The following is a 19,670-nucleotide window of genomic DNA, read 5'->3' as shown; positions in this document are numbered from 1 at the left end:
CGGGTCGCCCACCAGGCTAGCTGGGTCTAATTTGCAGCGCCTGCGGCGCTGCGTGTTCGCGGCCCTCTTGTGGCTCGCGTCCGCCCGTATGCGCACCCTCATTCGTGCGGGTCGGCCTACCTGGGCCACCGACTTCTCCGCGAACACAACCTTCGCTTCTCACAGGGCGTGCACTTCCGGCTTGCCGTCGCGCAGCGTGATGAAGCCGCCCTGGAAGTTCTGCTGCACTCCGTCCGAGATGGGGAACTCGTCGCCGGTGGGGTAGCCGAGTTTGCCGTTCTCGTAACCCATCTCGCGCCAGGCGTCCAGCACCGGGCCGTTGCGCACCGCCCAGGCGCCCGACACCGGGCTCCAGTAGATGTTGCCGCCCTCGAATCGGCTGAACCGGCCCATATCCCTGAGCTCCTGCTCTCCGGCGACCGGGAAGCCGAGCGGACTGTTCTCGAAGCCCAACTCGGCGTATTTACCGAGGATGAGGCCTTGGACACGGTGCACGCCGGTGGCCTGGCTGTAGTAAAAGGGACCGTTCTCGAACGCCTGCACCGCACCGTCACGGCTCGGCGTCTTGATCTCCGGTGCGACGGGGTAGCCCGCTGGGCCACGCTCGAACCCTTGCTTGCCCCACTCGTCCAGGATCGCGCCGCGGACGGGTTGGGCGCCGGTCTGCGGCGTCCAGTAGAGCGAGCCGTGCTGAAAAGTCTGCAACCTGCCGCGGCCGTCCTCCAGCGCGCGTTCCTCACCGGTCGGCAAGCCCAGCGGTCCGGCGGGCCCACCGGCCGCCTGGTAACCGGTGGCGAACACGCCGCCGACCGGATACGCGCCGCTGCCGGGCGTGAAGAACACCCGGCCACCCTTGAAGTCCTGAGCGGTGCCCCCGGCGACCGCGTACTCCCCGGTGAGGCATTCGCCGAGCCAGCCGGTCGCGGCGGCCACCGGGCCGATCGCGCCCCCTGGCTGGCAAGCGGGCTTGTCCCGGTCGGTGCCGAGGGCCGCCGCAGCCTGGGTCCAGGACTGACGCATCTCGAAGTCCCAGTACGGCCAGGAGTGGGTGCCGGACGGGCGATAGTTCACCTGCGCCGGAATGGCCAGCTTGGACAGTTTGGTCACGAAGTTCTGCGAAGTGAGCCGGGAGAGGATCTCCAGACCCATGCCCGCGACGTTGGTGCTCACTCCGGGAATACCGAGGGCCTGGTCGTAGGGACCGATCGCCCCGCTGCCGCTGGAGACATAGAGACTGACGCCCCGCAGCTTGTCGGCCAGCGCGTACGGATCGTGCGCCTCCCACGCCGGGCCCGTCTGCGGGCCCCACATGGCGGCGGAGTCGAAACCGCCCGCGTCGCGCATCGCGAACTCGATGGCCTGCGGCATGCCCAGCGTCGTGGTGGTCAAGAAGCCGGAGTACGACGCGGCGTGCCGCGCGAAGCCGGGATTGCGGGCGGCCAGGAACATCGCGGCCGTGCCACCCATCGACAGCCCCTCCACGCCCCGCACGCTCGTCGCGCGCCAGTGGCTCTCCAGCAGGGGCGGCAGCTCCTTGGTCAGGAAGGTCTCCCACTTGTAGGTGCGGCCGTTGTTCGGTTCCAGCCAGTCGGAGTAGAAACTGGACTGCCCGCCGACCGGCAGCACCACGGTGACGTTCTTGTCGGCGAAGAAATCGACCGCCCCCGCCTCCTTCGTCCAGCCGTTCTCGTCGTCGGTCGCGCGCAGACCGTCGAGCAGGTACAGGACGGGGAAGCGGGCCTCCGGGCGGGCGTTCCAGTCCCTGGCCAGCAGCAACTGCACTTGGATCGGCACACCCATGGCAGGCGAGGTCACCCACAGCGCCACACGACGCTCGCTGAGCCACTGGACCTTCTCCAGCACGGGCGCGACCACGGCCGCCGTCGGTTGCGCGGTGGCGGGCGCCGCGACGGACAGGCTCGCGGCTAGGGGGACCACCAGTGCGGTGGCGAGCAGCATCAGCCGCTCGCGTGCCGAACGAGCGCCGAGACGCCCGCGTATGCCACAGCTACCGCGCGTAATCCCTGCCACAGAAGCTTTGTACTCCCGTTATAGCAAGGTTTACGGGCGACACGCGCTGCGCAGCAAACTATGTTCGCTGCCGCGCGATCGGGACTGCCCCCGAACGCAATTCGGGCCGCACCGAATCGGTGCGGCCCGAATGCGTCGAGCGAATCAGGTCACCAGGCGCCGGTGGCGTCCAGGATCATGTTGCGGGAGGCGAACAGCTGGCCCTCCCAGTACTTCCAGGAGTGGGTGCCCGCGGCCGGGAAGTCGAACCGGGCGGGGATGCCCAGCGAACTCAGGCGAGCCTGGAACGCGCGGGTGTTCACCAGCGAAAGAGCTTCCAGCGCCATCGCGTTGCCGGTGTTGAACACGCCGACCGCCGAGTTCGGCTGGTCGAACTGACCGGGCAGACCGCTGGCCGCCGAGATGTACATCGGCAGGCCGCGCAGCTGCGGCGCGAACACGAACGGGTCCATCCGCAGCCACTGCGAGCTCCACGGCGCGGCCATCGAGTCCACGTTGTAGCGTCCGGCGTCCAGCATCGCGATGCGGATCGCCTCGCGCATGCCCGGCGCGGAGATGTTCAGGTAGCCCGAGTAGGAGGCCGCGAACTTGAACTGATCGCGGTGGTAGGCCGCGAGAGCCAGCGCCGCGCTACCGCCCATGGACAGGCCGACGACCGCGTTGTTCGTGCGCGAGACGCCGTAGCCCTCCAGGAAGGCCGGGAGTTCCTTGGTGAGGAAGGTCTCCCACTTGTAGGTGGTCTTCTGGCCGTTCAGGTTCGACGGCGCGTACCAGTCGGTGTAGAAGCTCGACTGGCCGCCGACCGGCATCACCAGGGTGATGTTGTCGTTGCCGAACTGCTGCAACGCGTTGGTCTCGAACGACCAGGCGTTGCGGTCGTCGCGTGCGCGCAGACCGTCGAGCAGGTAGAGCGCCGCGTTGCCGCCGCGCGAGGCCCACTGCACCTGGACCTTGATGGGGCCCATGCTGGAGGGGACCATCAGGTCCTCGAAGCCACCCGCGGGCGCCCGTAACACCGGCGCGTGCGCCGACGGCGCCGCGGTGGCGAGAGTCGGGGTCGCCATGCCTGCAGCGATCGGTAGCGCCAGTACGGCGGCACCGACAGCCAGAACTCGACTACGCCAACCGCGAGGCGCGCCTCGCCGCCCCGACTGTGTTCTCTTCGGCGCGGCCGCCCTGCCGAAACGCATGAATCCTGCTCTCTTTCTGCTGTTGTGGTGCCACCTCGCCACCCGAAGGGCGAAGCGGCACCCGTGTTGCCAACGAGACGCGCGTCACGGACATGGGTCCCGACAATCCGATACCCGTGACGGCGCTACAACGATCTGGTCACACTTGCGCTCGCTGGACGATATTCGACGCCCTTCGCTTTAGCAAGATCCGGGTCTTTCCACTGGCCGAAATCCGTCCGTTTGCGCAAGGTAATGATGCGGTGACCTTATCGCGTTCTCGCGGTGATGTCGTGTTGGATCGCAAGATATTTGCGCTCCTGGCGGGAACTGTCACCGACCCGAGATCTTCGCAATCCCGGCACTGCCGCAGCCTCGACCCGCAACCGGATCCTCCGGAGGCTCCGGCGCTACTTCCCGCCCGAGCCCGTAACCGGACCGTGATCGGGACCGAGATCTACCGTGATAACACCGGAAATAATCTCGAGCAAACAGCTCCCATCACCGATGACCATACATCAGCGATCAAGCAGCAAACGCCCAGAGGGAGTCCACCCCACCACCAGCGCGCCGCACCCCCTCAACCCCACCCAGCACCGAGGCCCACCATCCCCGGCTCCCCCACCCCCACACGACTCCCCCAACCCCCGCACGACTCCCCAACAAGGAAGCCACCGAACAAAAACGAACAAATGTTCTCCCCTAACCACCCCTGAGCCATAAAACCGCACCCCCAACCCCCTAACACCGTCGGGTGCGAGTCTTACGAGCACCGTCCGCGGCCCGGCTCGTGTCCGAGTGGGCGAAGCGCATGCGCCGCAGGCGCGAGTCTCGCCCCGCTCGGACACGAGCCATAAAGGGGCCGCGAACACGCAGCACCGCAGGTGCTGCAAAAACAAACACAGCCCGGCTCGTGTCCGAGTGGGCGAAGCGCATGCGCCGCAGGCGCGAGTCTCGCCCGCTCGGACACGAGCGATAAGGGGGCCGCGAACACGCAGCGACGAAGTCGCTGCCAAAATCTCAGCCGATGTGCGCCGACATATCCGGAATCATCCGCATGGCCTCGTCCGCCCAGTTGTTCCAGGCGTGGATGCCGAACGGCGGGAAGGAGTAGACCGCGTTGCCGCCGCCCAGGCTGCCCATCCGGACCTGGAACGCGCGGGTGTTCGCCAGCGCCAGCGTCTCCAGCCCCATGCCGTTGAGGGTGCCGAAGCTGGGCGGGTCGGTGGCGGAGGGCAGGCCGCTGGCGGCGGCGATCCACAGGCGGGTGCCGTTGCGTACCAGGTTGGGCGCGAACACGAACGGGTCCATGTGCAGCCACTGCGGGCTCCACGGCGGGGCCATCGAGTCGACGTTGTAGCCGCCCGCGTCCAGCATGGCGGCGCGGATCGCCTCACGCATGCCGGGCGCCGAGTTGTTCAGGTAGCCGGAGAACGAGCCTGCGAAGCTGAACTGGTCCGGGTGGTAGGCCGCCAGGGTCAGCGCCGCGCTGCCACCCATCGACAAGCCGAAGGCGCCGTTGCGGTTCGGGTTGAAGCCCAGCCGGTCGCGCAGCGCCCAGCGCAGGTTGTTGGTCAGGAAGGTCTCCCACTGGTAGCGGTAGCTCTTGCCCGGTCCGCCGGCGAACCCGTCCAGCCCGCCGGAGCCGGTGCTGGAGCCGCTGCCCGCCGGGACGCCGAAGAACTCGCTGGCCGAGTTCCAATCGGCGTAGAAGCTCGACATGCCGCCGACCGGCATCACCACGTTCATGTTCTGAGCGGCCAGAACGTCGGGGATGTTGGTCTCGATCTCCCAGCCGTTCAGCGTCTCCGGCGCCCGCATGCCGTCCAGCACGTAGACGACGCGATTGGTGTTGCCGTCCGCGGCACGCAGGATCCGGGTCTTGATCGGCCCCATGGCGGAGTCGACCCAGAAGTCGAAGGCCGCGGGGTTGAACGCGGCCGATGCCGTGGCGCCCGCGCCCGCGACGGCCGTGCCGAGCGGCAGCAGCATCGCAACGGCGACGCCGAGGACGGACCTTCGCAACCAGGAACCGGGTGTTGGCGACCTATCGGGCCCGCGCTTGCCGGGCGCACTTCGCATCACATTCGACCTTTCCCTCGGGCGGCCTGATCAGCAAACATGTAGCGATCCATACCGGTACCCTCATCAGGCACCGGGCTCGACTTCCGCTAATACTCGTACGGGTCGACCTCGGTGCATGTTGTACGCGTATCAATCGGAAGCGAATGCCTTCATGTTGCTGGATGGTGATCCAGACCACAACTACCGAAGCCGTTTTCTCTTGTATTCGTTGCCCCGTGTACCCCCGGACGACCCTGGAAACGCCGAAAGACCGCTTCGCGCCAATTGACGCGGAGCGGTCTTTCGCCGAGATCGTCCGGGCTGTTACCCGATGTTCGCGGACAGGTCCGGGATCATCCGGTAGACCTCATCGGCCCAGTAGTTCCAGTTGTGCACACCCACGGCCGGGAAGTCGTAGGTGACGTTGTTCGCGCCAAGGGTGAGCATGCGGACCTGGAAGGCCCGGGTGTTGGCCAGAGCCAGAGCTTCCAGACCCATCGCGTTGATGGTGTTGAAACTCAGGCCGTCGACCGCGCTCGGCAGACCGCTACCGGCGGAGACCCACAGGCGGGTGTTGTTGGCCTTCAGCCGCGGCGCGAACACGAACGGGTCCATCCGCAGCCACTGCGGGCCCCACGGCGGCGCCATCGCGTCGATGTTGTAGCCGCCCGCGTCCAGCATCGCCACGCGCAGCGCCTCGCGCATGCCCGGCGCGGATATGTTCAGGTACCCGGAGTACGAACCGGCGTAACGGAACTGGTCGGGGTGGTAGGCCGCCAGGGTGAGCGCGGCGCTGCCGCCCATGGACAGACCGAACACACCATTGCCGTTCGGATTGAACCCGAGCCGGTCGCGCAGCGCCCAGCGCAGGTTGTTGGTGAGGAAGGTCTCCCACTTGTACGTGCTGGTCTTGCCCGGCCCGCCCGCGGAACCGGTCAGCAGGCCGGAGCCCGAGTTCGCCGAACCGGTGGAGGACGAGCCCGCACTGCCCAGGCCGAAGAAATCGCTCGGACCGTTCCAGTCGGCGTAGAAGCTGGACGGGCCGCCGACCGGCATGACCACGTTGATGTTCCACTTGGTCAGCTCGCGGACGACCTCGGTATCGATCTCCCAACCGCTCAGGTCGGTGCGCGCCCGCATACCGTCCAGCGCGTAGACCACGCGACCGGTGTTGCCGTCGGCGGCGCGGAAAACGCGCGACTTGATCGGCCCCATCTCGGAATCGACCCAGAAGTCGAAACCGTCCGGATTGAACGCGGCGGACGCCGGGGCGGCAGGACCTGCCACCGACACCCCGAGCGGTAGCAGAACAGCCAGCGAAACCAGCATGGACCGCTTGAGCCAGGAACCTGCTCTTCGAGTTTTAAGACGACGCCCGATCACGCCTCGCATCAGTTTCAACCTTTCGTTTGCACAAGCGACAGCGGCAAGCCGTCCACACGGTAACCCGCCGATGCCCACAACCGGTGAACGCCAGGCCGGGCATACGGTCGTAGCGTATATCGGTATCGACACGGTGGCGTTACCAAAAAGAGATAAAGCGGCGTACGTCACTCAATCTACCTCGCACATCGAGATCACTGGGCCCATCGCGACGGATGGGCCCGGTGTGATCTCGGCATCAGCGCGGCGCGAGCGGCTGGGGGAACGGATCGACCAGCCCGCAACGCTGGATCTCGTACTTCGGCACCCGGTCGATGCGGTACTTCGCGAACCGCAGCGCGTTGCGCAGATTGTGCCGGAACCGCTCGAAGGTGAGCGGATCACGGTGAGAGATCATCAGCGCCTGGGTGTCGGGACAGGACATCGCGGTGCGCGCCTGGGTGACCCACTTCTCGTCCAGGTACCAGGGCATCCACGGCTTCTTGTCCACCATGCCGGTGTCGACGACGACCCAGTCCGGGTAGAGGCTCTTGTCGTGCCCGATCCGGCCGTCGGTGAGCCGGTCGGTGTGCGCCGCCAGTGGATAGGCCAGGCCCATCGGATCGATCACCGGCACGTCCAGCGGGACGTTCATGCTGGTCATTCCGAGATTCAGGAAGTAGACCGTGTGTCCGGCGCCGCCATCCGGGATGGGCTGCGGCGGCGGAGCGATGTACCAGAACATGAACGACGGCGAGTTGAGCAGCAGGCCGCCGTTCGGGGTGTTGGTGATGTCGTTGACCATCGCGCGGATGCGCGGGTAGTCCAGGTAGTCCTCGGCGAGGATCGGGTGGTCGTGCCCGGTGTTGAGGACGTAGTAGACGCGCTCGTCGACGATGCCGGTCGAGGTGATCTTGGTGCCGGTCTTGATCGCCGTGGTGTCGGCCGCGAACAGCGCCCAGCCGGTGACGGCGACGAAGGCCACCGCGAGCGCCGCGAGAGGCCAGTCGGCGGCTCTCGCCGCGCGCAGGCCACCGTGTGGCACCCGGATCGGAAGGACGGCGACGGGAAGCAGCAGCAGGAACAGCTGCGGCAGCAGCATCCGGCCGTGCATGAAGTCGCCGCCGACCCGCAGCGCGTACAGGGTCAGCAGGAATCCGCTGACCAAGACCAAAGTGACCACCGCGCCCGGCGAGCGCAGCCACTGCCGGACTCGGCCGACCGACCAGCCTTGCGCCTCGTCTCGATCGGCGGGGGCGGTCCGGCGTGCCCGCGTGCGCGCGGCGAGCACACCCGCGATCAGCAGCACCAGCAGCGGCGCCCACAGGAAGTACGGACCGACCAGGTCCCAGAGGTAGGTGAAGCCCTGCCCCCACTTGGCGCCGCCCGCGTCCTTCGCGACGGCGGTGTTCGGGTAGGGCAGGCCGTAGTAGCCCATCCGCCAGATCTGATAGCCCAGCGGAACCAGCCCCGCCACCGCGACGATCACCGCGCGCAGCACGATCGGCCGCAGCCTGCTCTCCGGCATGGGAGCACAGAAGATCATCAACAGCGCCAGCGCGCCGACCAGCGTCATCTCGGGACGGATCAGCGGCGCGAGACCGGCGAGGAAGACCAGCCCGAGCAGGCCTGGCACGCGCACCGACTTCGCCTGGCTCCAGCGCATCAGCTGCCACCACAGCAGGCCGATCCAGCAGATCACCAGACCGCTTTCCAAGCCGGAGGTGACGTAGTCGCGGGCCGGGGGCAGTGCGATGTAGACCAGCACACCCGCGGGCAGCAACAGCCCGGCGCCCGCACCGCCCCACAGCCGCGCGGAACCGAGCATGGCGAACACCACCGCGGCCAGCGACACCGTGAGCGCGACACCGAGCACCACGTACTCGAGCCGCGACTGGGTCAGCCAGCTGAAGAACCAGACCAGATAGGTCCACGCGGTGCTGGTGTTGGTTTCGACGCGCTCGCCCTCGTTGAAGACGGGTCCGTTGCCCGCCAACAGGTTGCGCACGGTGCGCAACACGATGAGGCCGTCGTCGGCGATCCACCGCCGCTGCCAGCCTCCGATCGCGAAAAGGACAACGGTGAGCGCGATCCCACCGACGAACGTGGTTTTGGATAGACGCGCGAACCGCGATGCGGAGCGGCTGTGCTCATCGGCCTGCCGCTGCGCCGCGTATTCCGTTCGCTCCGCTACCAGCATCTCGTCAGGTGAGATAGACAGCGACACCTACCGCTCCGATCCAGGCGATTGCGAGGAACTGGAGGATGCGGTCCCCCAGCGCGATCTCTTCGGGTTCCCCGGCCTCGCCGCCATCGACGTCGACCGCGTAACGCAGGATTGCGATGGTAAACGGGATCATCGAGATCGCGAACCAGTTGGTGTCCTTGATGCCGTCCTGCTGAAACGCCCAGAGCCCGTAGAACACCACGACCGCCGTAGCGGCCAGGGTCCAGATGAAACGCAGGTAGGTGGGCGTGTAGTACTCCAGCGACTTGCGGATCTTGGCGCCGGTGCCCAGCGCGATCTGCAGTTCCGCGTAGCGCTTGCCCGCCGCCATGAACAACGAGCCGAAGGCCATGATCAGCAGGAACCACTGTGACAGCACGATGTTCGCGGCGGCGCCACCGGCCACGGCGCGCAGCAGGAAGCCCGAGGAGACGATGCAGATGTCCAGCACGGCCTGATGCTTCAGGCCGAAGCAGTAGGCCAGCTGGATACCGATGTAGATCGCCATCACCACGGCCAGGTGCCACGACGCGAGGAACGACCCCGCGATCGATCCGGCGAGCAGCGCCGCCGACAGCAGGTAGGCCAGGTTCACCGGGACGACGCCCGCGGCGATCGGCCGGAACCGCTTGGTCGGGTGCGCCCGGTCGGCCTCCACGTCGAGCGCGTCGTTCACCAGGTAGATGCCCGAGGCCGCCATGCAGAACACCACGAAGGCGATGCCGACCGGCGCGAGCACGTGCACGTCGGTGGCCGTGCCCGCGGCCAGCGGGGCGGCGAGCACCAGGACGTTCTTGACCCACTGCCGCGGACGGACTGCCTTGAACAGACCGCCGGCCAGCGTCTTGGGCGGACCCTTGACTACCGCCTCGGCGAGGTCGGCGCCGGTCGGCTCTTCACTCATGTCAACCAAGGCTCTTTCTTGTGCGGTCACTGTCGAGTCTCTTTTCGGCGGCGAGCAGGGCGGCGGCGGACGCGGCGCCGAGCGCGGAACCGGCGAGCACGTCGGAGGGATAGTGCACCCCGAGGACCACCCGGGAAAGCAGCATCGGGGGGACGAGCACCGCAGGCAAGGGTAGCCCGGTCAGTCTGCCGAGCAACACGGCCGCCGCCGTCGTGGAGGTCGCGTGCGAGGACGGGAAGCTGAGTTTGCTCGGCGTCCCCACGTTGACCTGCACCGACGGATCGTTCGGCCGCGGACGGCGGACCACGCGCTTGATGACGATCGAGGCAGCGTGCGCGCCGACGGCCCCCACCGCGACCCCGGCCCACTGTCTGCGCCGCGGCTTGTCCACCAGCCAGCCCGCGGCGGCGATACCGACCCAGCCGAGCGCGTGCTCACCGAAGTGCGACAGCCCGCGCGCCGCGGACACCACGGCGGGCTTGCCGCCGAGGGTGGCCTGCACGGCGTTGATGATCGCGACCTCCGGCGGCGCCTGCTCGGCAGCCGCCGGTCGCGCCGACACCGGGCCGCCGTGACCGTTCGCGCTGTGCAGGGGCGGCTGCACCGCCGCGTCGTCGGCGGCGCTCGCTCCGAGACTCACTGCTGCCCATCCTTCGTGTCGATGCCGAAGACCTTCTCCCACGCCGCGGTGCTGGTCAGCTGCGGGTGAGCGGCGCGGTAGCGCTGCTGCATCTCCGGGAAGCGGGCGGCCAGCTCCTTGCGCAGGCGCATGGCCTCCTTGAACAGGCCGAGCGCCTGACGCGGATCGCGCTTGCGGTAGACGACGCCGCGGCCGTCGGCCGTGGTGACGGTGACGCCGTCGACCTGCGAGAGCAGGAACCAGCGCGCGTCCAGCGTCGGCACGTTCAGCTGGGGGGTCTCGTGGTGTTCGGTGTGCGCGGGGCGGAAGTTGCGCACCACGCCCTTGGCCAACCGCACCACCTTGGCGATCGGGTTGGCCGGCTCACCGACCGCTCCGACGCCGATGTGGCTGGCCAGCGGCAGTTCGGTGGACGAGGGCAGGATCACCGCGTCCGGGTACTGCCTGCGCAGTTCGTGCACCGCGCCGAGCGCGCTCGGCAGCAGCTGGAACAGCCGTTCCGGGCCTGCGAGGAAGTCGCGGATGGCCAGGTTCTGGATCGCGACGGTCGAGTACTCCAGGCAGAGCAGGTGCTTCAGGGTGGCCTTGATCGTGTTGACGACCATGCCGCGCCCGTTGCCCGGCAGGTGCAGCGAGGCGACCACCAGGCGATTGCGCAGGTGGAAGTAGGCCTGCCAGTCGATGGCGTCGTCCTTGTCGCTCCAGGCCATGTGCCACACCGCCGCGCCGGGCAGGGTGACGGTCGGGTACCCGGCGGCACGGGCGCGCAGGCCGTACTCCGCGTCGTCCCACTTGAGGAACAGCGGGAGCGGCTGGCCGAGCTCCTCGGCGACGCTACGCGGGATGACGCAGGTCCACCAGCCGTTGAAGTCGACATCGATGCGCCGGTGCAGCAGCTTCGAGTTGTCCCGGTCCTTGAGCGGGTACTTCGAGAAATCGTGGTCGTACTCGACGTTCGGCGCCGCGGTCCACATGAAGATGCCGCGGTCGACGACCTCGCCCATGACGTGCAGGTGCGAGCGCTCCTGCAGGTTGAGCATCTGGCCGCCGACCAGCACCGGCGACTTGGCGAACCGGGCGAAGGCCAGCGCGCGCAGGATCGAGTCCGGCTCGATCTCGATGTCGTCGTCCATGTAGACGATGTACTCGGCGTCGGTGGTCTTGAGCGCCTCGTACATGACCCGGCTGTAGCCGCCGGAGCCGCCGAGGTTGGGCTGGTCGTGAATGGACAGGCGATCACCCAGCGCCGCCGAGGACTCCGCGAAGCCGGGCTCGTCGACGACCTTCTTGGTGCCCTGGTCCGGGATGATGACGGCCTTGATCTTCTCCAGCACCAGCGGATCCGAGCCGAGGGCGGCGAGGGTTTTCACCGCGTCGGTGGGCCGGTTGAAGGTGGGCATGCCGACCGCGATGCTGCCCTCGCCGGGCGCCTCGACCGGCGCGTACCAGCCGCCGGACAGCAGCGTGACCGCCGTGTCGGTGGTGATGTCGAACCAGATCCAGCCGCCGTCCTCGAACGGGCCCAGGTCGGTCTCGAATTCCACGATCACCGAATCGGCGCCGGTCGCGACGGCGAATTCCTTGCCCTGCACGTGGATTCGCGAGCCGTCGGCCTTCGAGCGGTACACGTCCACCCGGCCGTGACCGGCCAGTTCCAGCCGCAGCACCACCGAGGGCAGGACGCTCCAGCGCCGCCAGTAGCTCGCGGGCAGCGCGTTGAAGTAGGTGCAGAACGAGACCTCGGACTCCGCGCCGATCGACAGCGACGTGCGGGTGGTCGCGTGCGCGCGCCGGGCGTTGGTCTGCGACTCCTCGACGTAGAGCGTGCGCACGTCCAGCGGCTCGCCCGGCCGGGGCAGGATGATGCGCTGCAGCAGCGACTTCGCGCGGGTTTCGGTGGTCATGTCTTCCAAAATGGATTGGGAGGTCATCGGCGTTCTAAGCCTCCTGGTCCACGAGCGGCGCGCCGTCGGCCAGGTGCGGCCGCAGCACGTTGTCGAACATGCTCAGCGCGCTGCCGATCGCCATGTGCATATCCAGGTACTGGTAGGTGCCGAGCCGGCCGCCGAAGACGACCTTCGCCGCGGCGGTCTCCTGCTTGGCCAGCTCGCGGTAGGCCAGCAGCTTGGACCGGTCCTCCGGCGTGTTGATCGGGTAGTACGGCTCGTCACCGGTCTGCGCGAAGCGCGAGTACTCCCGCATGATGACCGTCTTGTCGGTGGGGTATTCGCGCTCCGGGTGGAAGTGGCGCGGCTCGATGATGCGGGTGTAGGGCACGTCCGCGTCGTTGTAGTTCATCACCGAGGTGCCCTGGAAGTCGCCGACCGGCAGCACCTCGGTCTCGAAATCGATGGTGCGCCAGCCCAGCTCGCCCTCGCGGTAGTCGAAGTAGCGATCCAGCGGGCCGGTGTAGACGACGGGCGCGTCCGGGCTCTCGGCGCGCAACTGCTCGCGCACCTCGAACCAGTCGGTGTTCAGCCGCACCTCGATCAGGTCGGAGGCGGCCATGTTCTCCAGCCACTTCGTGTAGCCCTCGCGGGGCAGGCCCTCGTAGGTGTCGTTGAAGTAGCGGTTGTCGAAGGTGTAGCGGACCGGGAGCCGGGTGATGTTGCCCGCGGGCAGCTCCTTCGGGTCGGTCTGCCACTGCTTGGCGGTGTAGTCGCGCACGAACGCCTCATAGAGCGGGCGGCCGATCAGCGAGATGGCCTTCTCCTCGAGGTTCTGCGCGTCCTTCGTCTCGATCTCCGCGGCCTGCTCCGCGATCAGCTCGCGGGCTTCTTCCGGCGAGAAGTAGCGGCCGAAGAACTGGGAGACCAGACCGAGGCCCATCGGGAACTGGTAGGCCTGACCCTTGTGCATCGCGAAGACACGGTGCTGGTAGCCGGTGAACTCGGTGAACTGCGTGACGTAATCCCACACCCGCTTGTTCGACGTGTGGAACAGGTGGGCGCCGTACTTGTGGATCTCGATCCCGGTTTCCGGATCCGGCTCGGAATAGGCGTTGCCACCGAGGTGGTGGCGCCGTTCGATCACCAGAACCCGTTTACCCAGCACGGTGGCGGCGCGTTCGGCAACGGTCAGCCCGAAGAATCCGGAGCCGACGACGATCAGATCGAACTGTGAGGCGGAATGGACGGAGTTACCCGGGGACGATGCGACGGTCACGGGAGCCCAGAGTATCGGAAGTCCTGGCCGCGTCCGGGTGGAGTCGGAAGTGCGCTGAGCGGCACCGCTCACCGCACCCGATTTCACGCCTCCGACCTCCCGATTTCGCCCGATGTTTGCCGAAATGGGCTCCGTCGGCAACCGACGGGCTGTTTACTCCCCTGGCCGAACGATCGCACCCGTTCGACGGTGTACTCCGTTTCCATCGGTCGCCACCGACCCGACGCGATCCAGGGGCCTTCCCTCGCGTCGGCCGCGCTCAGGCCGGGAAACCTACGTCGAGTTCGACCTTGTCCCGCTCGGTGTACAGCCGCCAGTAGTGGTCACCGAGTTCGTCGCCGCTCATCCGGACGATCTCGAGGCCCTCGGGAATCACTTCCGGGTGCTCGTCGACGATCTGCGCGGCTTTGCTGCGGTCGATCAGCGCGCCGATATTGAGCAGCCCGACGTAGACGCCGGTGCCGCGCAGTTCCACCTCGAGCTGGCGCAGGTAACCGCGCTGCGCGGCCAGCGCGATGCCGAAGTTCGCCAGGTAGGGCGCCACGAAATGCTCGGACGAGCCCGACGAGAACAACAGCGCGCCGTCGCCTCGCGCCACCATGCCCGGCGCCAGCGCCCTCGTCATCAGGATCGGTGAGTGCAGCTTCAGCGTGAAGGGTGCGTCGAGGGAGGGGATGTCCACCTCCAGGGTGGAGGGCCGCCGGTCGCTCATCTCGCCTGCCGCGCCGTGCATCGCCACGTCGATCGGCCCGAGGGTCGCCTCGATCTTCTCGATCACGCCCGTGACCTGCGCGGCGACGGTCACGTCCGCGGGGAAGGCGGCGGCCTCGATCCCTTCGGCCGTCAAGTCCTCGGCATGCCGCCGCGCCTTCTCCGGATCGCGCCCGATGACAGCCACACGGAACCCTTCGCGTCCGAATCTGCGCCCGGTGCCGACCCCGAGGCCGGGGCCGTACCCGAAGATCGCGATGGTCTTGGTCATTTCCACTCCCGGATAAGTTGAGCAATGGTTCAAGTTCGCTCTCGACGTTAGCCTAAGTTGAACCTATGCTCAACATATTCGCAGCTCCCGATTTGTAGGATCGGCCCGTGGACAAGCCGTTACGCAGCGATGCCCAGCGCAACCGGGACGCGCTCGTGACCGCCGCCCGCGCCGTCTTCACCGAACGCGGCCTGGACGCACCGCTGAAGGAGATCGCCGCCCGCGCCGGGGTCGCCATCGGCACGCTCTACAACCGCTTCCCCACCCGCGACGACCTCATCGCGGCAGCGGTCGAGGACCGGATCGAAGCCGGCAGCCGCATCGCCGAAGCCGCGCTGGCCATCGACGACCCCTGGGAGTCGTTCGTCTACCTGGTGGAACAGGTCTGCGCGCTGCAAGCCGCCGACCGGCTGCTCAGCGAACTCGCCGTACGGGCGGCACCCAGCCACGCCATCGCTCGAGCCCAGGAATACGGCCACGGCCTGATGCGCCGGATCATCACCCGCGCACAGGAAGCCGGAGTTCTGCGCACCGACTGGGTACTGGAGGACATCGCCTTCATCACCTGGTCGCACACCAGGATCGTGGAGGCGACGAGTCAGATCGCGCCCGAAGCCTGGCGCCGCAACCTCGGCCTGATACTCGACGGCCTTCGCGCGGAGGCCGCTCATCCTCTTCCGGTGCCGCCGATCACCGAAGACCAATTGATGCAGGCGCTCGGGCGCGACGACGAGCGGGCCTAGTGATGGCATGACCGGTGTCGCGTCGAGCGGGCGGACCGCGCGTCAGTGGGGCGGTCGCGACTGGGGTGCAGGTGGGTGTTGGCCGAACTGCGGCGTCAGCGGCTGGCGACCGAACTGCGGCGCAGGTGATTGGTGACCTGACAGCGACGCCGGCGGTTCGTGACCAGACAGCGACGCCGGCGGTTGGTGACCAGACAGCCACGCTGGCGGTTCGTGACCAGACAGCGACGCAGGTGATTGGTGACCTGACAGCGACGCCGGCGGTTCGTGACCGGACAGCGGCGGCACGCGCACGGGTGAAGCCGTGGGGCGGCCGGGCGGACTCGTCGCGATCGTGACGAGCGCGACCAAGCAGAGAGCCGCCCCGATGATCAGGTAGAAGGGCGAGGCAGCCGACTGCGCCGCCAAACCGTGCTCTCCGCCATAGGTCGCCGCGATCAGGCCGCCCAAGAATCCCCATGTGGAGCCGATCAGCACCGCGGGCCGCCCAGCCGACTTGCCGAGCAGCAGCAGGATCGCACCGGCGACCAGGATCACCGCCAGCAGCGCGGATACCGCGAGCAAGATCTCCTGCACATCACGAATACGGGACGCGACCCACCAGGCGTGCAAATCCTTGGTCGCGTCCGGGATTCCGCCGGCCGAACGGTTGAGTTGCTTGATGCCGAACAATGCACCGACGCAGATTCCGCCGCCGCCGAGACAGGCCGCGATCACCGCCACCGCCCCGTGCCACGTCGACGGCGCTCCGCTGCCGCCCGGTAACCCAGGCTGAATGTATGAATTGCTCATCGAGCCCCCTTGGCATCGAACCTTACCGTGCCGCCCGACCCATTACCGACTAGAAAGCGACTCGTGCAGTGGAATGGGCGGCGTTCGATTGCCGCACGGATGACGGCCGGTACACGTGCACTTGTACCGGCCGTCGGATGGTTGTGCTCTACAGCCGCTGCTCGGCGTAGACCTTCATCGCGTCGCGCACGAACTCGGCGGTGCCCGCGCCGTGCACGTCGTAGTTGACCGCGAAACGTGGGTCGGCCACGTACATCTCGCCCAAGTTGACGAAGGCCTCCTTCACGACCGGACGGCCCTGCCAGCCGATGCCGATCCACTCGTAGTGGCGCTGGACGATGGCCTGCACCTCGTCCGCGTCGGGCGCGAGCCCGCCGGCACGTGCGCGACCGTAGTCGGCGGCGATGTCGAGATGGGTCTGCTGGAAAGCTTTCTTGTCCGCGTCGGACATCGAGCGCCACCAGCGGTCGCCGCTCTCGTAGGCCTCCTTGCCCCAGCGTTCGATCACCTCGTCCTTGTACTTCGTGTGGTCGAAGCCGTCGAAAACTTCTGCTGCCACGAGTTGTTCACCTCTTTCCGTCTTGTGCAGCGTGGTTTGCACCGACTCGATCTGCCGCCGGATCCGATCCTGTTCCTGCCGCAGCAGTTTTAGGTGCGTGCGCAGCGCGGCGGCGGTGCCCTGCTCTCCGGCGAGGACTTCGGCGATGACCGGAAGGCCGAGGCCGAGTTCCCGCAGCAGCAGGATGCGTTGCAACCGCACAAGGGAGTCCTGGTCGTAATAGCGGTAACCGTTGGCGCCGATCCGGCTGGGCGGCAACAACCCCAGCTGCCCGTAGTGGCGCAGCGTGCGGCTGGTGGTACCGGCCGCCTTCGCCAGATCCTGAATGGACCATTCCCCGGTTTCCACGACCTGTCCTCCCTTCTCTCTCGTCGGTGTAACCAGCTTGCAAGTTGACGTTACGTCAAGGTCAACCCCTGTTCAGCAGGAACTTTTCGACGCTCAGCGCAGTGCCGGAGCAGGGCCGACGAGGGCGCGCGACGGTACGGGACGAGCCGGCGCCTGCGGCGCGCCGACCGCTAGACCAAGCAGCGCGCCGACCGCTTGACCAAGCAGCGCGCCGACTGCTTGGCCGAGCAGTGCGCCGCCCATGGCGAACGGGCAGCGGTTGCTCACGGCCGTTGCACCGCACCTCCCGTCAGCGATTGACCGGTTTGCTGCGCGTCGGCTGAGTCACTCGGCAACATATGTCCGGAGTGAGCATCCGCGACGAGGATCGAGACAGCCTGCGCCCATGCACCGCTCGTCTCGATGAGGCGGGCCAATCCACACCGTTCTCGCGACTACGAGGGAGTGGCGGCCCCGACGCGATTATCACGTGCGCCCGAGCCATCGCCGCGAAACTCGCGTCGCCTGGCATCGGCCTCACGATCGAGGTACCCAGCGGCGCTGTGTCGGCCGGATGACTCGGCGGGCCCGCACATCGGCGTGTGCCGCCCCGGCAACCGTCCACGGCCGACGCCCCTATGGCACCGCACTAGCGGGACGGCAGCCTACGAGACAGGCGGAGAGACGGGCCACAGCTCCTGCGGATCGTGACGAGCCAGCAGGCTCCACAGGCGAAGGGAGAGCCGCACCGGCGGGCGACTGCCCACTCCGTGATGAAACCCGGAGAGGCGCGATGCCACCAACCACGTATCCACCGCCGGCCTGAGCCACTCCACCGAGTGCAGCAGCACCACCGATCTGAGCCGCACCACCAGGCGAAACCACACTGATCCGGCTCAGCCTTGGGGTCCGGCTCCAGCTCGGGAGTGCGGCTCAGCCTGGTTGCTGCGCCTCAGCCTGGGGTCATCGCGTCAGGTCGCTGAGCCACACCACCAGGCTGAGCCCGATGACGTGGCTAAGCCGCACCGCCAGGCTGAGCCGCACCGCCAGGCGTAGTAGCGCCACCAGGCGTAGCCCCACCGCCCGGCGTAGCCACTCCACCGGGTGCAGCAGCACCGCCGAGCTGAGCCGCACCACCAGGCAAAACCACACCGCCAGACCGAGCCGGACCACCGCGCTGAGCTAGACCACCTTGCTGGTCCGCACCACCTGGCTGAGCCACACCACCTTGCTGAGCCGCACCGCCAGGCCGAGCCCCACCACCTGGCTGAGCCGCAGCATCGGGTGCAGCCGCACCGTCGGGCAGAGCCTCGTCGCCGAGCTGAGCCGCACCGTCGAACGCGGTAGCACCGCCGGGCGTGGACGCACCGCCGGGTGCGGTGGCACCGGGCTGGGCCACGCCAGGCGTGACCGCGACCGGAGAAGGCACACTGCCAGGTAACGGCGCAGACGGAATGTCCTGCCCCTCAGTGGCTTCCGGCACCGGCTGCAGCATGCGGGAGTAGTCCACGACCTGTGCGCCCAGCGTGGGAGTCACGATGATGACGCCGTTGGTGTAGAGCCGGTAGGTGCCCGCGCGCCGGGGCAGGATCATCTCCGGCCCGAGCGGCGTACCGATGGCGCTGTTCGCGCCGCCGATCCGGCGGTACTCGGCGTCGATGGCGGACTCGGCGGCGGCCTGCTCGCGCGGATCGTCGGGGGCCGCGGTGGTGACCAGCTCGGCGGGCGCGGGTCCGACGGCCATGGTCTGGATGTCCGCGGGTTCCCCGCCACCGGGTGCGGCGGAGTACTCCGTCCGCAGGATCCGGCCTTCGCGCAACAGGACTGCGCCCGCCGTGGCAGCGACGGCGGCTGCCGTGCGCGGATCCTCCTGCGCGGTACCGGGGTACCTCTGACACGCGGTGGTATCGCAGGTCTGAGCGTATGGATAACGTTGTTCGGCAAGGGCATACGAGCGCGCCGCGATAGCCTGGGCGCGCAGCGCCTCTTGCGCGCCCTTGTCCGCCCAGTTGGGCTGCACCTCGGCCGGAACCACGCCGAGCAGATAGTCCTCGACGTCCACCTGGTTGATCGTGCGGGCCGCGCCTTCCTCGAGCGCCACCCCGAGCGCACCGCGGTAGGCCGAGCCGCCGCACAGCGTGAGATGTTCTGCCGCAGGCCGATTCGGCCGCGAATCGATCGGATGTATCCACGGATCATCGGTCTGCGCCTGCCACAGCAGGTCACCGTCGCAGCCGACCGTCACCGCCACGTTCGCGCCGCCACCCGGCAGCGGCGTCAGATGCGCTACCTGGCCGGGCGCGACCTCCCGACCGCCCGCGCGCAGACCGGCAGCGGCGAAGACGTCGAGAGACGAGTCGTCCCGCTCCATGAGCCGGACGCGAACGGCCGTCGGCACGATGGTGGCGAGCGCCGCGCCGGGGTAGAAATGCGCGAGGATGCGTTCGGCCGACCACCCCTCACGAGCGTTCTCGAACGCGCCCAGCTGGCTCATGCCCCGCCCATGTCCGGGACCAGCCAGTGTCCGAAACGGGACATCATTTGGCACAGCAGACAGCGCCACCCCCGCAGTAGCAATTAGCAGGACTCCAAAGAGCAACAAGGGGTGAGCCATCGACCTGACACTCGACCGCAGACGCGGCACCCCGCGTACAGGTCTCCCAAAAATACCTCTCACCAGCATTTTAATGCCCCCTGGCGTTCGG

At 67.8% G+C, this 19,670-nt stretch carries 14 protein-coding genes; 1 reads left to right on the top strand and 13 read right to left on the bottom strand.

The window, feature by feature from the left end; genetic code table 11:
• Positions 1–159: 159 nt before the first annotated feature.
• The 10 genes from IU450_RS04485 to IU450_RS04440 all read right to left on the bottom strand — a co-directional run bounded on the left by IU450_RS04485 (position 160) and on the right by IU450_RS04440 (position 14,544).
• Positions 160–1,959, bottom strand: coding sequence for an alpha/beta hydrolase-fold protein (locus tag IU450_RS04485; protein ID WP_195148693.1), 1,800 nt, complete (start codon positions 1,957–1,959; stop codon positions 160–162).
• A gap of 221 nt (positions 1,960–2,180) precedes the next feature.
• Positions 2,181–3,221, bottom strand: coding sequence for an alpha/beta hydrolase (locus tag IU450_RS04480; protein WP_416382834.1), 1,041 nt, complete (start codon positions 3,219–3,221; stop codon positions 2,181–2,183).
• 999 nt (positions 3,222–4,220) lie between these two features.
• Positions 4,221–5,282, bottom strand: coding sequence for an alpha/beta hydrolase (locus IU450_RS04475; RefSeq protein ID WP_195148439.1), 1,062 nt, complete (start codon positions 5,280–5,282; stop codon positions 4,221–4,223).
• A gap of 306 nt (positions 5,283–5,588) precedes the next feature.
• Entirely contained in the window at positions 5,589–6,656 is a 1,068-nt protein-coding gene (locus IU450_RS04470) for an alpha/beta hydrolase (RefSeq protein ID WP_228781534.1), read from the bottom strand.
• A gap of 229 nt (positions 6,657–6,885) precedes the next feature.
• On the bottom strand, positions 6,886–8,826 hold the full coding sequence (gene zomB, locus IU450_RS04465) for a flagellar motor control protein ZomB (protein WP_228834110.1): 1,941 nt from the start codon (positions 8,824–8,826) through the stop codon (positions 6,886–6,888).
• A gap of 4 nt (positions 8,827–8,830) precedes the next feature.
• Entirely contained in the window at positions 8,831–9,757 is a 927-nt protein-coding gene (locus tag IU450_RS04460; RefSeq protein WP_195067002.1) for a decaprenyl-phosphate phosphoribosyltransferase, read from the bottom strand.
• Between the two features lies 1 nt (position 9,758).
• On the bottom strand, positions 9,759–10,319 hold the full coding sequence (locus IU450_RS04455; protein WP_195067135.1) for a phosphatase PAP2 family protein: 561 nt from the start codon (positions 10,317–10,319) through the stop codon (positions 9,759–9,761).
• 74 nt (positions 10,320–10,393) lie between these two features.
• Positions 10,394–12,328 (bottom strand): glycosyltransferase, encoded by a 1,935-nt coding sequence (locus tag IU450_RS04450; protein WP_195148438.1) that lies wholly within the window; start codon positions 12,326–12,328, stop codon positions 10,394–10,396.
• A 7-nt stretch (positions 12,329–12,335) separates the two neighbouring features.
• On the bottom strand, positions 12,336–13,562 hold the full coding sequence (gene glf, locus IU450_RS04445; protein ID WP_195148437.1) for a UDP-galactopyranose mutase: 1,227 nt from the start codon (positions 13,560–13,562) through the stop codon (positions 12,336–12,338).
• 259 nt (positions 13,563–13,821) lie between these two features.
• Positions 13,822–14,544, bottom strand: coding sequence for an SDR family NAD(P)-dependent oxidoreductase (locus tag IU450_RS04440; protein ID WP_195148436.1), 723 nt, complete (start codon positions 14,542–14,544; stop codon positions 13,822–13,824).
• Between the two features lie 107 nt (positions 14,545–14,651).
• On the opposite strand from IU450_RS04440, the gene IU450_RS04435 reads away from it, so the two are divergent.
• A complete protein-coding gene (locus IU450_RS04435; protein ID WP_195148435.1) occupies positions 14,652–15,287 on the top strand; it encodes a TetR/AcrR family transcriptional regulator in 636 nt (211 codons plus the stop codon).
• A 42-nt stretch (positions 15,288–15,329) separates the two neighbouring features.
• Here the strand turns inward: IU450_RS04435 and IU450_RS04430 are convergent, their stop codons facing one another.
• The 3 genes from IU450_RS04430 to IU450_RS04420 form a co-directional block, all read right to left on the bottom strand.
• The gene (locus IU450_RS04430) at positions 15,330–16,010 is read right to left on the bottom strand and encodes a hypothetical protein (protein WP_195148434.1); all 681 of its coding nucleotides are present in this window, start codon (positions 16,008–16,010) and stop codon (positions 15,330–15,332) included.
• A gap of 217 nt (positions 16,011–16,227) precedes the next feature.
• Positions 16,228–16,986, bottom strand: a complete 759-nt coding sequence (locus IU450_RS04425; protein WP_195148433.1) for a MerR family transcriptional regulator — start codon at positions 16,984–16,986, stop codon at positions 16,228–16,230.
• Between the two features lie 994 nt (positions 16,987–17,980).
• On the bottom strand, positions 17,981–19,459 hold the full coding sequence (locus IU450_RS04420; protein ID WP_228833938.1) for a SpoIID/LytB domain-containing protein: 1,479 nt from the start codon (positions 19,457–19,459) through the stop codon (positions 17,981–17,983).
• Positions 19,460–19,670: the final 211 nt, after the last annotated feature.

Source organism: Nocardia abscessus, from assembly GCF_015477775.1.
Lineage (GTDB): Bacteria > Actinomycetota > Actinomycetes > Mycobacteriales > Mycobacteriaceae > Nocardia > Nocardia abscessus_A.
This window is presented reverse-complemented; position numbering and strand designations above follow the sequence as displayed.